The organism is Banduia mediterranea, assembly GCF_031846245.1.
GTDB lineage: Bacteria > Pseudomonadota > Gammaproteobacteria > Nevskiales > Nevskiaceae > Banduia > Banduia mediterranea.
The window spans coordinates 42,980-55,620 of sequence record NZ_JAVRIC010000027.1 but is presented as its reverse complement, the minus strand read 5'-3'; the positions used below and the strand labels follow the sequence as shown (position 1 = coordinate 55,620).

Genomic DNA, 12,641 nt, shown 5'->3' with positions numbered 1-12,641 from the left:
ATGGAGTCTGGTCAAGATCGAGCGCTGCGGCCTGCAGTTTTTCTATCAGCACGTGCTGGGCCGCGAGTGGACGTGGGTGGACATGCTCAAGCCGCCCAAGGTGCAGTCGCTACCGGACGTGCTCACGCAGGGCGAGATTGCGCGGATCATCCTGGCCACGCGCGAGCGGCGCTACCAGACCTTCTGGCTGACGACGTACAGCCTGGGCCTGCGTCTGGGCGAGAGCTTGCGCCTGCGCGTCGGCGACATCGACAGCGCCCGCAGCCAGATGCACGTGCGCGCCGGCAAGGGCCGCAAGGACCGTTTCGTCGTGCTGCCGGCGCTGACGCTGATCTGCCTGCGGCGCTACTGGCGCGATCACCGCCATCCGCAGCTGCTGTTTCCGGGTACGGCGTTCGGCGGCGCGCCGGAGGCCGGCGCCATGGACCGTGGCAGCACGCAGAAGGCGTTTTCCCGTGTCGTCGCCGATTGCGGCATCCGCAAGCAGGTTTCTATTCACAGCCTGCGCCATGCCTATGCCACCCACCTGATCGAAGTCGGACTGAATCTGCGCGGCGTGCAGGAGCTGCTCGGCCACGCCTGCCCCAAGACCACCGCACGCTACGTGCACATGACCGACAAGTGCCGCGATGATCGGGCCGTGCTGATCGACAGCCTGATGGGGCAGCTGCGCGACAGTCTGCGTCGCCAGCGCCGGAGCTGACCATGGCCCGGTCGATTCCCTCGCTGCGTCTGGCGGACGTCTTCGAGGCGGGGCGTGCAGCGTTGATGGCGCAGTATGGCGTGCGCCTGCAGGCGCACCAGCAGCGCGCGATGGCCGCGATCACCGCCTGCCGCTCCGGTGCGCTCGGCGCACTGGACTGGCGCTGTGTGGACTGCACCGGCTCGCGCGAAACCCTGCGCTCCTGCGGCCATCGCAGCTGTCCGGCCTGCCAGAACCACAGCACCACGGCCTGGCTCGAACGCCAGCGCGCCAAGCTCCTGCCGGTGGACTACTTCATGATCACCTTCACCCTGCCGGCGGGCTTGCGCCCACTGGCGCACGCACAGCCCCGCGCGGTGTATGCGGCCCTGTTCAAGGCCGCAGCGGGCACCGTCAAAGGCTTTGGCGCACACCAGCTCAAAGCCGAGCTCGGCCAGTGCGCGGTGCTGCACACCCACAATCGCCGGCTCGATCTGCATCCGCATGTGCACGTCGTCGTGCCCGGCGGCGGCATCGACGCGGCGCGCCGGCAATGGCGCAAGGTCCAGGGCCGCTATCTGTTCAACGAGTTCGCCCTGGCCCGCGTGTTTCGCGCCAAGCTGCTGCGTGCCTTGCACGAGGCCGGAGTGTCGATCCCCGTCGGCCTGCCGCCCAGGTGGGTCGTCGATTGCCGCAGCGTCGGCAGCGGCGAACCGGCGCTCGAATATCTGTCGCGTTACCTCTATCGCGGCGTCATCCGCGAGCGCGATCTGGTCGACTACGACGACAGCGCCGGCACCGTCACCTTCCGCTCCACCGCACGCCGGAAAAGCTTTCCCCTCTATTAAGCGTCTCACCTGATTTTGGGTCCGGGCTTGTTCAACCCGGGATAGATCGCGGCTGCGCGCGATCTATCCCTATTCGTTGGGCGGCAACCCTCGATTGCTACCCTTTGACGACATTAGCATTCTTGAAATAGCCGAGATCACGCTGAATTCCATCCACTTTCTTTGCGTCGTCTTCCGACCACTCAGGCAGATGCATGTACACGATGTCAGATGAGTAACCAATCTCAGACGTGCCTGGCTGATCCGTAGCGATCCCAACCACTGTGATAACTCCGGGCATCGTTCCCCTTATGACGAGACACCTTAATGCAAGTTCTCTGACGCGCATCTCACGGTCAGAACTTGGTCCGAGTAGAAATACGAACGCCGTGTTTCGATCGCCCAAGGCTGCGCGAGACGCTATTTTCCGCTCTCCTTGGGTGAGGAATTCGGCGAATGCTTCGGCTAGATTTGCTCGATGCCCTCGGGGCTGGAGTGCCATCGCTACCAGTGCCGACTGATCATCAGTTAGCTCTCGACTGTTGAAGTCAAACATGCCATCTGTCAGGAGGTCGGCGGCGTAATGTTCAATGAGGCGATCCCAAAGATAAGATTCTTTCAGATCTTCTTTCATTGCTTTGTGATCGTCCGACTCCTTGAGACCAGACCAAAGATCGTTCATAAGAATCATGCTGTCAGGGGTGCCTGAGAGCTCATCTGGCAATTCGAAGGTGTGGCCCCAGGAAATATACAGCGCCACCAAATCCTCGATGCCTCCACCTCCGAAAATAGGAGAAACACCGCTCGCAACAAAGCGTTCGCTTTGATCTAAGAACGCGACAAAGTCAGTAATCGTGTCAAGCTCTCCAAACAAAACGCCAACGCTAACTTCATCACACACATGAACGAAGCCGTTCCCTAGGTCTCCCCATTTGATAAAGACTTGCCCTTTACCACCCAGAGACACGGAGATTCTATGAAACCTTCTGTCTCCGCTTGGTGGGAGCGAAACTGTTCGGCCATCTTTGCGCTGGAATGTATCAACTGACATTAGCCAGCGCTCAGCGCCCCAAATTTGATCTGCGGATTTGGCAATTGCTCGCTTTTCCCATCTTTCCCAGCCTGTTTTGTCCCCTGTATCAACGTAGTCGCATTCCTTGACTGAAATGATGACAACGTGAGGTCCACAAACGATCAAACAGTCACACAGCTCCTTTCCCTTTTTTCCGACCGGGTTTGGGTGAGTCCAGAGCCTTAGGAACGATTTCTGGCACAGCTCGGCGACGAGCTTTTCTGATGGGGTTAGGCCTTCAGTCATGCACCCGCCGCTTCATTGCTGCCCAACGCTTATTATATATCAGGATGACGCCTAATCTGCCAATAAGATGTATAACATGAAGGTCTTGCGAAATTCCCGCTGAAGTTGGGTTGAGAGCTTGCGCCAGCCGCGCGCTGGTCAAGTTGCAACCAATCCGGAAGCCTTTGACTGAAATCCGGATATCGATGGGGTCAAGAAGTGTCCATGTCTCGGTTTGGCGGGCGCGGTGAACCCGGCGCCATCGCGCGCGGAGGGTGTGGATGGGGTCCGACGCCAGGGGCTACGTGACCCATCGCAGCAATTGATCGGCGGTGAGGACCAGCACGCCGAACATCAGGTGGGTCATCACCTTGGCGGGGCCCCGCACGTTGACGCGTGCGGCACCGAAGTCATCCTTGAGACGCGCATTGACGCGCTCGACGGTGCTGCGTTCTTTGTAGCGCTGGGCTTCATGGGGCGCGAACTCGATCTTCTCGCCACGGCGCGGGTTGTGATCGATCAACGGCACATGGCCCATGCCTTGACTGTGCGCGCGGATGATCGGGCTGCAGCAGGCGGCATCCATCGGGTCGTAGAGGTGGGTCACGCGCTGCGCACTCATCGTCGCCAACGGGATCGCCGCCTGCGAGTCGTGCACGCTGGCCGAGGTGAGCACCGCCGAGATCGGGATCATGCCGTCGGCCACGTCCAGGTGCAGCTTGTAGCCGATCCAGGTGGTCTTGAAGCCGTGGCTGTTGCGCTGGGTGCCCACGTCGCAGGCCGTGGGCAGATCGGCTTCCACCAAGGGCACCAGCTCCTGCTGGAAACGACGATGGAATTGCGTCAGGCCTCCGCGCAGGGCAGTATTCATTGAGCGGGTGTGCTGTGACTTTGACACTCCCATCATGCCTTCAATGGCAACACCCGCGCCTCTCTTTTTCACCGAAATCGCCGGTGAGAAAATCAGCCTCGTTCGGGAATTTCGCAAGAGGCTCTAGGTTGTTGGCTTTTCTGACAAAACAGGAAACGGTCGTTTGGGTTGCGGTGTCGGTCCCGTTTCTTATTATCTGCTGCGAGCCTTCGAACATGAGTGACAAACTTAATCGCAAGCCCCTGCAGCAAGTGCTCAAGGAAGCGATGGAAGCCAAGAAGCAGGCCGCTGCCAAAGGCAAGGAGCGAGGACCATTGCGACCCGAGAAGGGTAATGCCAAGGCGATGCCCGACGCCGAACGTCGCCGCGCGATGTCACGCAAGGTGCATTAGAGCTGGGTGCCGCGCCCCTCAATGGTTCGACGGGCTTGCCATCAGCAATGCAGCGCCGAGGAAGCGGCCATGAGGTGGGCGCCGTCGATCCGATGTCTGCACCCGGGCATCGTATATCGCATTGACAGGCATCAAGGTTCGTCCGGGCCTCAGGGGGAACAATGCGCTCCGCATCGTATTGATGTCATCAACTGCGGAGTCCCAACATGACCACAAGAACCTTCCTCGGTGCCGTGCTCGCAGTATCCAGCCTGTTTGCCGTTTCGGCTGCGAATGCCGAAGGCCCCTGGACCGTGCGCGTCGGCGTTCACAACGTCGATCCGAAATCCGACAGCGGCGTCGAGGTCGGCGGTGCGGACCTGTCGGTCGACAGCGCGGCGCAGCTGAGCCTGAATCTCGATTACGCGTTCACGCCGAACCTCGTGCTCGATGTGCTCGGCGCAATTCCGTTCAAGCACGATATCGAGCTGGACGGCGACAAGATCGCCAGCACCAAGCACCTGCCGCCGACCGTCACGCTGCAATACCACTTTTTGCCGGGGACCGGTATCGACCCGTACGTCGGTGCCGGCCTCAACTACACGATTTTCTTCGACGAGAAGATCGACGGCGGCGCCGACCTCGATCTCGACGACAGCTTCGGGCTCGCCGCGCAGATCGGCGTCGACTTCGCGCTGGTGCGCAACTGGGTGCTCGGTATCGACGTTCGCTATATCGACATCGATACCGATGCCAGCCTAGCCGGGGCCAAGCTCGGCACGGTCGAAATCGATCCGTTGGTCTACGGCGTCAATCTCGGCTATCGCTTCTGATCCTTGCTGCAAATGACCGAAGCGGGCACGGCGCGGCGGCCGGGGCAGGCCGCCGCGCCGCTGTATTCGGGTGGCGGCGGCTTCGTCGGATCGCGTGTGTGGCGGCATTCAGGCGCGATCCGTTAGATTGCGTGCTCGATCGCAGATGAGGAGGCAAAGCCATGGTTCGCAGAGCCTTGGTCGCGGTGGGCGTGCTGACGCTGGTCGTTTCCGCCGCCGCATGTCGCACCGACGCCACTCAGGACGCCAGCGCTGATCCGACCGGAGAGCCCATGTTCGGCCCGGTCGAAGGTTATGTGACGGACATGGAGGCCTTCGACGCCTTCATCGCGCAGCGACCGACGCCGGAACAGTTTCGCGACCGCTATCCGGACGTCAGCCTGCTGCTGCCGGGCGCACTGGCCACCAAGGAATTCCGCACCAACAACAGCCGCTACTTCGCGCGCCTGGGTGACGATGGTCATATCGTCGGTGGACGGTTCATGTGAGGCTTGCGCGCATTGCGCTACTGCCCGTCGGTCTGCTGGTCGGCTGCGGGCAGGATCGGGACGAGGCCGAGTCGACCACCTGGGTCGCCGAGGAATCGCAAGCACCGGCCGCTGCGGCTGCGGAGACCGCAAACGACGCATCCGCTGAAGCGGCAGCGCCGGCAAGCCAGGGCTTCGTCTGGCACGAATTGCTGAGTCCCGCGGCGGAGGCGGCTGCGGACTTCTATACGTTCGTGTTCGATTGGTCGCGGACGATACGCCAGCCGAATCCTCAGCGCTATAAGCGCTATATATTCGCTTGCGTGCCGCAGACACGAGCTTTGCCGGCGTGATTTCCATGGCCGTCTACGATTTCTCGGGCCCGGCGCGCGGGACCGGCTGGATCGCGGTCGAAACGCCTGCCGATGCCCTGGACGGCGCCGAACGCGACGGGGGCTTGATACTCAAACGTCACGTCGAGCATCCACGAGGACGTCATCAAGTCACCGTCTGGAATCGTTCACAGGCGCCGGTCGAAGCCCTGGTCGCCAAAGGCGCGGTCGCACACGGTGAAGGCGATCTCGACTGGGTGGTACTTGGCAAGGTCGCGGTGCGTCGCGCCGGGCGTGCCTGAGAGGCCCGGCTTGTCCGCGCGGCTCAGCAGCTTTGCGCCGATTGCGGCCGCGGATGCACGCATCCTGATCCTGGGCTCGATGCCGGGTGTGGTGTCGCTACGCGCAGGGCAGTACTACGCCCATCCGTACAATCTGTTCTGGTCATTCATGGGCGAGCTGTTCGACGCCGGGCCGGCACGGCCGTACGCCGATCGCGTCGAGCGGCTCAAGGCCAGCGGCGTTGCGGTCTGGGATGTGCTGCAGCACTGTGAACGACCCGGAAGTCTGGACTCGGCGATCCTGCGGCACAGCGAGGTGCCGAATGACTTCGCCGCGTTCTTCGTTGCGCACCCACAGCTGCGTGTGGTCGCAACCAATGGCGGCAAGGCGCATGAAGCTCTGCGTCGCCATCTGCTTGCAACTGACGGTGTGCCCAGGGATGTGACGGTGCTGGCCTTGCCGTCCACCAGTCCGGCCAACGCCAGCCAGTCGCGGGCACTCAAACTCGCCCGATGGCGAAGTTTGCTGGACTACAGCTGAGCGGCAGGAGTGCCGCGTTCGATTGAGCCCGCACGGCCGACGGACAGTCGGTGTTCAACGTGAATCACGTGCGGTGTGATGCCGAACTACCCTAGCCCGCTTGCGGGAGAGAGAGAGAGAGAGAGAGAGAGAGAGAGAGAGAGGGGGGCCGCCCGCGACTGCGAGCGGTGGGTGAGGGGAATGGCCATGCCGCAGGCGATTCATTCTGCAGGGTGCCGCTCGCGGCATGGCCCTTAGGCTCGTTCAGAATCGCGAGACCTAAAAGTGGGTCAGGCGGCCTGTTGCGCGCCATCGTCATTGGACGCGGCGTGGTTCCAGTGCAGCTTGACCTGAATAGACAGTTTTGGAAGGCGCGGAACTGCCCGCCTGGGCTTGAGCGTGCGCGACATCATCAGCAGCGAGGTCATTCCCCACATTCCTAGGCCGACGAGCACCGGAACCGCGACAGCACTCCAAATGACGAGTGTCAATGCGTCGAAAGTCATGATCTTTACCACATCGGTTGCAGTTGTTGCGGCGCAGCATAACGGATTGATTGCTGCGCCGCAACAATTTCGGGATTGCGGCAAAGACGGTTTCTTCAATATGTCCGCCTGAGGCTGGAAAGGGCGCCGTTACAAGGCCTTATCCTCCCTCAGCACCTTGTCCACGGAGGCGCGTGAGATCGGGTGGTAGTTGGGTCGGGCCTCGGCGTAGACGCGTTCGGCGAATTTGCGCCCGTCCTCGGTTTCGGCCAGGGCCTTGTAGATCGGCGTGATCAGCAACATGCGACCGACGCTCTTGAGGTGGGCTTCGATGGCCGGGTACGCCGGTTTGTACTGATGCTTCACCGCGACGATGAACCATTCTCGGGCGATCATCTTGTTGCGGGTTTGCGTGAGGTGGAAGCGCTGATCGAGGGCGGCCAGCTGCTCCGTGCTCATGCCCTCGGGAAGCGAGGAGATGAAGCGCTGCCACTGCTGGACGGTCCAGTCGTCCGCTTGGATATCTTCCACGGAAATTTCGCCGGCGAGCCAGGCCTTGCGCTGCGCATCCACGGACTCGAACGCGTCGGATTCCGGCCAGATCGTGTCCTCCGGAAGTTCCGGCGAGTAAATCCACTGCTTGGCCTTGGCGAGGCTGAACGTGCCGGGATGCTTTTCGATCAGTTCGCTGTTCAGGAACTTCAGGAAATCCTCGGTGGTAACGCTCTGGAAGGCGTGGCCGTCGAACCACGAGGCGAGGAAGCGATCGTAGGTTTCGCGGCCGAAGGTCTGCTCCAGGTTGTAGTGGAACAGGGCGCCGCGGTTGTAGGCGATGGCTGAAGACGCGTCGTCCGGATCCTTGTCGCGCGGATCGCTTGCCAGCGGCTTGCTCGCGTCCGACAGTGTCTTCATCGCGGCTTTCAGTTCCTGGCCTTCCAGCGCCATCTCCATCTGTGCGCGCTTTTTGCCGTACAGCGCTTCCATGATGCGGTTGGTCACATAGGTGGTGGTGCCTTCGTTGAGCCAGAAATCGCGCCAGGTCGCGTTGGTGACCAGGTTGCCGGACCAGGAATGCGCGAGTTCATGCGCGACCAGGGACACCAGCGATTTGTCGCCGGCAATGACCGTGGGCGTGGCAAAGGTCAGTCGCGGATTCTCCATGCCGCCATAGGGGAAGCTCGGCGGCAGGATCAGCAGATCGTAGCGGCCCCAGCGGTACGGGCCGTACAGGCCCTCCGCGGTTTCCAGCATCGACTGCGTGTCCTCGAATTCCGCTGCGGCCGCGTCGATCACCGAGGGTTCCGCATAGATGCCTGTGCGTGCACCGAGCTTGGCGAAGCGCAGATCGCCCACCGACAGGGCCATCAGGTACGAGGGGATCGGCTGCGGCATTTCGAAGCTGTAGTCGCCGTCCATGTCCGCGTCGGGTTCGTTGTTGGCGCTCATCAGTGCCAGCACGGTGTCCGGCGTCGTGATGTGTGCCTGGTAGGTCATGCGAATGCCTGGCGTGTCCTGCATCGGAATCCAGGACCGTGCATGAATCGCCTGCGACTGTGTGAACAGGAAGGGCTGTTCTTCGTCGGCCGTCAGTTCGGCGCCGAGCCATTGCAGGCCGGAGGCGTCCGGACTGGTGACATAGTGGATGCGAACGCGGTCGGCGTCCGCCGGCATGCTGATGCGCAGCGGGGTGCCCAGCACCTCATCGGACTCGCCGAGCGTGAACTCCGTGTCCGCCCATTCGCTGTCGCCGTTCGCCGCCTCCACCGATTCGATATCGAGATCGCGAGTATCGAGAACCAGGTCGCCACCGCCCTTGCGCTGCAGATCCAGTGTCGCTGTTCCGGACAGCGTCTTGGTGTCGAAGTCCACCTTCAGATCGAGATCGAGATGCTGGGTGACATAGGCTGCGGGCTCGGCGTAGGACTGGTAGTCGCGCCGGGTATCGAATTCGAATTCGGGTATCACCGCCTCGACCGCAGCCGGACTGGTTTCGGCCGCAGGTTCGGATTCACTCTTGCCGCAGCCCGTCAGCCACAAAGTGGACAGCAGCAGACAGCCGGCTAGGCGCGGCATTGGCTTGGATCGCATGGTTGGATGGTCCCAAAAGACAAACGGAGATCATAGCCCAGTGCTGGTCCCTTGCTCCCACGCCACCCGCGGCAAGGCCCAGCACGCAGCTCAGTGCGTTCCCGCCTCGTACGCTCGCTGCCACATTCGCAGGTAAGCCTCCGCCGACCGGTAGAAGTACTTCATGACTTCCTCGCCGCCCTCCTGATTGCGCAGGTCGGCGAAGTAGTCCGGGTACAGACCGTAGTGCGCCACCCCATCGACATTGATGTCATAGACCCGTTCGCCGGTGACTTGGTGGTCGAAGACAACGCGGCCGTCGTAGGAGGTAAACGGATATTCGAACGGTTTCTCGGCGGTGTCGGGTCGTGGCGCCGGTTGCAGGGCCAGACCGTTGTTGTCGGCGCCATAGCCCAGGCCGAAGTAATGGTCATCGCTGTGAAACTCGACCTGCCGCTGCATCTCCTCGATGAGTTCGTACACGTTCCAGTCGCGCGGCAGGGTGTTGACCATGCCGCCCGTGGCCCAGATGCGCCGCGCCTGCTGTTCGGTGTTTTCGCCCCCCGAACGGGAGTGGCTGGAGATCACGGGCATGCCCCGCGCCTCGGCCATTTCGATGGTCTGATAGCGCGCGGTGTAGCCGAGGTGGTCGGTCTCGACCAGGATGCCCTTGTCCATCAGACTGCTGACCAAGTATTCGCCGAGCGATGACAGCGGCCGCGGATTGCAGTGCGGGCCTTCCGGGTAGATCGGCAGCGCATAGCCGAGGACCTGATTGATCGCGCCGGCAACGATGTTGTCGCCCGGGACTTCCGGAATGCGCGCGAGGTTTGCCGTATGGCCCTCCTCCGGGCAGGTCATCGCATCCAGCCATTGGCCGGTCTCGACCAAGTTGCCGACGTTCAGGAACACCTCGGACGGCGGATAGATGCCGGCGCCGCTGAAGCCGTTGTTGAAGCCGACCACCGGGAAGATGCTGCGCACACCCAGGTCGTAGAACTCCTTGATGCCGGCGTCGATATCGGCGGTGGTACAGCGCGAGTAGTTGAAGTCGAGACCGCAGCCGAACAGCTTCCAGGCCTCGATACCCAGCACCACCGCCAGCTTGCCGTCCTCGATCACCGCGCGGGCTTCATAGGGATCGGTGACGATGCGGAACCAGCCCTTGCCGGGACCACCTTCCTGGGCGTCGATGTAGTCCTGCATTTCGTACATGCGTTGGCGCTGCAGGCGCAGATTGGTCATTTCGTCGCAGTCGTTCTCCTTGATCGGCCAGATTTCGCAAATCAGTTCGTTGGCGACCAGATGATTGACCATGATCCGCAGCCCGCCCATCCAGGCGCGCTTGATCCACATGTAATACGTTTGATGGTGCGCGTAGGACTGCTGATTCGGCCAGTACGGAAACTTTGGCCAGCCGCGCGTGTCGTGCCCGACCTTGCCGCTCAGAGCCTCCTCCACCACGCCGGTGAGGCCCAGGGGGCCATGTTCCAGGATGCAATCGTCCAGAGCATGCGTGACACCGAAGCGATGGAACGGCTCGCCCGACTCGATCATGCCACCGAGAAATTCGAAGGCCGAGACATGCGAGTGCGAATCGACGTAGCCGAATACGGTGCCGTCGTCGTTGAGCAGCTTTGGCGTGCCATTGGCACCAAGTCCGGCTTCCGGGAAGTCCGCGCAGCCCGCGGTTTCGGTGAGCGCGAACTGTTCGTAGCCGTCGCCGCTACCGTACTGCGGCGCAAGGCTCAGGCCGGTGGAATTCGGTTCCACGGCCAGCAGCAGATCCATGCTGGTGGATCTCAGCGTGAACACATCTTCCGTTGGCTCTTCCAGCGTCCACTCCGCGTTGTCCCAGGCGAATCCCATCGACTGCACCAAGGCATTGGGGCCGCTGAATTCGGCCAGTACCGTGCCCAGTCCGCTGACGGCCGAGCCGGCGTCGTTGATGATGTCGCCGATCGGGTTGAGCATATCGAGTATTCCCAGCGTATCGCCGACGCCGTAAAGCAGATCCCCCGCGGCATCCACCAGCAGGGCGCTGCCGTCGCCGATAAGCGCCACGCCGTCACGAATGCTCAGGAATTCGGTATCGGGGTCGTACAGCAGATAGCGCCCGAGCGCGGTGGCGCGCAACCGGAACGCGGTCGCCTGCTCGGCGTTACCGGCGCTGAGTTGATAGCTGCCGTCCGCGTCCTTGCGCAGGTACTTGCCGCTGCGCGGCGATTGAATGGCGTAACAGCCGCTGGCGACGGAATGGATCGTCTGCTGCTGCGGGGTCACCGGGCCATTGTCGGGCGGCGTCACAGGGGCGCTGGTGGTCTCCGGTGAAGGCGAGCCGCCGCAGGCGGTCAGCACGAACAGTGCCGCCGTGCAAAGGCTGCGACCACGGATTTGACGCAGAGTGTTCATTGTTGACGGTCCGGGCTGTCATCGAGGCGTCACCGACTATAGGCGCGGCCTTCGCCCGGACCCCTGCCATTAGGCGCCACGGCGGCGGCACGGTTTGTCCGGTCACAATCCAGGGGCTATCGTGCACGCCCCCGAACATGGCCACGTGACCCGCATGGCTTTGCGATATTTCGTCCTCGACGTTTTTTCCGATCAGCCCTACGCCGGCAATCCGCTGGCCGTGGTGCTCGACGCCGATGCGCTGCATACGCGGCAGATGCAGCGCATCGCGCGCGAATTCAATCTGTCGGAAACCGTGTTCGTGCAGGCGCCCACCTGTGAGGAAGCACTGGCGCGCGCGCGAATCTTCACACCGAACAAGGAACTGCCGTTTGCCGGCCACCCGACCGTGGGTACGGCCTGTCTGCTGGCCGAACTCGGGCGCGCGCCGCAGGGCGAGGACGTCAGCTTCGTGCTCGACGAAGCCGTGGGTCCGGTGACGGTGCGCGTGGTCCGTCGCGAGGGCTTCCCCAGCTTCGGCCAACTCAGTGTGGCTCAGCTTCCGCTCTACGGCCCCGATGCGCCGCCGGTCGAGGTGCTGGCCGCGATGCTGGGCCTGAAGACGCAGGACATTCTGGCCGAGCCGGCGGGGCCGCGCAGCGTGAGCTGCGGCGTGCCTTATCTGATGGTTCCGCTGTGTTCGCCGGAGGTACTGGCCTCGGTGAGTTTCGATCTGGTGCTGTGGCGGGAACACCTGTCCAAGGCCTGGGCCGATCATGTGCTGGTCTACGCGCGCGGTCAGGAAGACGATTGGCGGCTGCGCATGTTCGCGCCCGGTTCCGGCGTGATGGAAGATCCGGCCACCGGTTCGGCTGCGGTCGCGCTGGCGGGCGCGCTGGCCAGCGAGAACGGTGAGCGCAGTGGCAGCTGGAGCTGGCTGATGCAGCAGGGGCTGGAAATGGGGCGACCGAGCAAGCTCTACGCGGAGGCCGACAAGCGAGACAACGAAGTCTGCGCGGTGCGCGTGGGCGGCCACAGCGTACGCGTCCTCGAAGGCAAATTGCTGTACTGATTGTCTCCGACAATCGGCGATGATGATCGTGGAGGGTCAACAATGAAGGATCCGGCGCATCCCAATCGGGTTTCCCTGGCAACTGTGCCGCTCCGGCACTCGATTCAGGGTGAGCGCTTCGAAAGCGACAGGCGTTCTCTGTCGC

The 12,641-nt window shown here is 62.5% G+C and carries 13 protein-coding genes and 1 pseudogene; 9 read left to right on the top strand and 5 right to left on the bottom strand.

All coding sequences use genetic code 11. The features are described from left to right. Both RM530_RS15970 and RM530_RS15965 read left to right on the top strand, forming a co-directional pair. Nucleotides 1–703: tyrosine-type recombinase/integrase (locus RM530_RS15970; protein WP_311366258.1), on the top strand; the 703-nt coding region annotated here is incomplete at its 5' end. A gap of 2 nt (nt 704–705) precedes the next feature. Next, nucleotides 706–1,530 (top strand): IS91 family transposase, encoded by an 825-nt coding sequence (locus tag RM530_RS15965; protein WP_311366257.1) that lies wholly within the window; start codon nt 706–708, stop codon nt 1,528–1,530. Between the two features lie 97 nt (nt 1,531–1,627). Here the strand turns inward: RM530_RS15965 and RM530_RS15960 are convergent, their stop codons facing one another. Then, nucleotides 1,628–2,827, bottom strand: coding sequence for a hypothetical protein (locus RM530_RS15960; RefSeq protein ID WP_311366256.1), 1,200 nt, complete (start codon nt 2,825–2,827; stop codon nt 1,628–1,630). A 280-nt stretch (nt 2,828–3,107) separates the two neighbouring features. Continuing rightward, nucleotides 3,108–3,629: pseudogene (locus tag RM530_RS15955) on the bottom strand (transposase); the annotation flags it as partial. A gap of 263 nt (nt 3,630–3,892) precedes the next feature. On the opposite strand from RM530_RS15955, the gene RM530_RS15950 reads away from it, so the two are divergent. From RM530_RS15950 to RM530_RS15925, 6 genes are all read left to right on the top strand, one after another. Next, a complete protein-coding gene (locus RM530_RS15950; protein ID WP_311366255.1) occupies nt 3,893–4,069 on the top strand; it encodes a hypothetical protein in 177 nt (58 codons plus the stop codon). A gap of 206 nt (nt 4,070–4,275) precedes the next feature. Next, the gene (locus RM530_RS15945; RefSeq protein WP_311366254.1) at nt 4,276–4,881 is read left to right on the top strand and encodes an OmpW/AlkL family protein; all 606 of its coding nucleotides are present in this window, start codon (nt 4,276–4,278) and stop codon (nt 4,879–4,881) included. A 161-nt stretch (nt 4,882–5,042) separates the two neighbouring features. Next, nucleotides 5,043–5,369 (top strand): hypothetical protein, encoded by a 327-nt coding sequence (locus RM530_RS15940; protein WP_311366253.1) that lies wholly within the window; start codon nt 5,043–5,045, stop codon nt 5,367–5,369. Next, on the top strand, nt 5,366–5,701 hold the full coding sequence (locus RM530_RS15935; protein ID WP_311366252.1) for a VOC family protein: 336 nt from the start codon (nt 5,366–5,368) through the stop codon (nt 5,699–5,701). The genes RM530_RS15940 and RM530_RS15935 overlap by 4 nt, the downstream gene beginning before the upstream one ends. Before the next feature lie 5 nt (nt 5,702–5,706). Next, a complete protein-coding gene (locus RM530_RS15930) occupies nt 5,707–5,982 on the top strand; it encodes a hypothetical protein (RefSeq protein ID WP_311366251.1) in 276 nt (91 codons plus the stop codon). A 10-nt stretch (nt 5,983–5,992) separates the two neighbouring features. Further along, nucleotides 5,993–6,502 carry a DNA-deoxyinosine glycosylase gene (locus RM530_RS15925; protein WP_311366250.1) on the top strand — a complete coding sequence of 170 codons (510 nt, stop codon included), beginning with the start codon at nt 5,993–5,995 and terminating at the stop codon, nt 6,500–6,502. 269 nt (nt 6,503–6,771) lie between these two features. Here the strand turns inward: RM530_RS15925 and RM530_RS15920 are convergent, their stop codons facing one another. The 3 genes from RM530_RS15920 to RM530_RS15910 all read right to left on the bottom strand — a co-directional run bounded on the left by RM530_RS15920 (nt 6,772) and on the right by RM530_RS15910 (nt 11,445). Further along, nucleotides 6,772–6,987: a hypothetical protein gene (locus RM530_RS15920; RefSeq protein WP_311366249.1), complete on the bottom strand. Its 216-nt coding sequence runs from the start codon at nt 6,985–6,987 to the stop codon at nt 6,772–6,774. Nucleotides 6,988–7,116: 129 nt separating this feature from the next. Further along, nucleotides 7,117–9,054, bottom strand: a complete 1,938-nt coding sequence (locus tag RM530_RS15915; protein WP_311366248.1) for a M1 family metallopeptidase — start codon at nt 9,052–9,054, stop codon at nt 7,117–7,119. 90 nt (nt 9,055–9,144) lie between these two features. Further along, on the bottom strand, nt 9,145–11,445 hold the full coding sequence (locus RM530_RS15910) for a hypothetical protein (RefSeq protein ID WP_311366247.1): 2,301 nt from the start codon (nt 11,443–11,445) through the stop codon (nt 9,145–9,147). Nucleotides 11,446–11,599: 154 nt separating this feature from the next. Here RM530_RS15910 and RM530_RS15905 point away from each other — a divergent pair, with 154 nt between their 5' ends. Then, nucleotides 11,600–12,496, top strand: coding sequence for a PhzF family phenazine biosynthesis protein (locus RM530_RS15905; RefSeq protein ID WP_311366246.1), 897 nt, complete (start codon nt 11,600–11,602; stop codon nt 12,494–12,496). Nucleotides 12,497–12,641 lie beyond the last annotated feature (145 nt).

What these genes read in the sequence shown, in the direction of transcription:
- RM530_RS15915 (WP_311366248.1), bottom strand. Translation starts at nt 9,054, where the DNA reads ATGCGATCCAAGCCAATGCCGCGCCTAGCCGGCTGTCTGCTGCTGTCC.
- RM530_RS15965 (WP_311366257.1), top strand. Translation starts at nt 706, where the DNA reads ATGGCCCGGTCGATTCCCTCGCTGCGTCTGGCGGACGTCTTCGAGGCG.
- RM530_RS15945 (WP_311366254.1), top strand. Translation starts at nt 4,276, where the DNA reads ATGACCACAAGAACCTTCCTCGGTGCCGTGCTCGCAGTATCCAGCCTG.
- RM530_RS15920 (WP_311366249.1), bottom strand. Translation starts at nt 6,987, where the DNA reads ATGACTTTCGACGCATTGACACTCGTCATTTGGAGTGCTGTCGCGGTT.
- RM530_RS15950 (WP_311366255.1), top strand. Translation starts at nt 3,893, where the DNA reads ATGAGTGACAAACTTAATCGCAAGCCCCTGCAGCAAGTGCTCAAGGAA.
- RM530_RS15905 (WP_311366246.1), top strand. Translation starts at nt 11,600, where the DNA reads ATGGCTTTGCGATATTTCGTCCTCGACGTTTTTTCCGATCAGCCCTAC.
- RM530_RS15940 (WP_311366253.1), top strand. Translation starts at nt 5,043, where the DNA reads ATGGTTCGCAGAGCCTTGGTCGCGGTGGGCGTGCTGACGCTGGTCGTT.
- RM530_RS15930 (WP_311366251.1), top strand. Translation starts at nt 5,707, where the DNA reads ATGGCCGTCTACGATTTCTCGGGCCCGGCGCGCGGGACCGGCTGGATC.
- RM530_RS15910 (WP_311366247.1), bottom strand. Translation starts at nt 11,445, where the DNA reads ATGAACACTCTGCGTCAAATCCGTGGTCGCAGCCTTTGCACGGCGGCA.
- RM530_RS15960 (WP_311366256.1), bottom strand. Translation starts at nt 2,827, where the DNA reads ATGACTGAAGGCCTAACCCCATCAGAAAAGCTCGTCGCCGAGCTGTGC.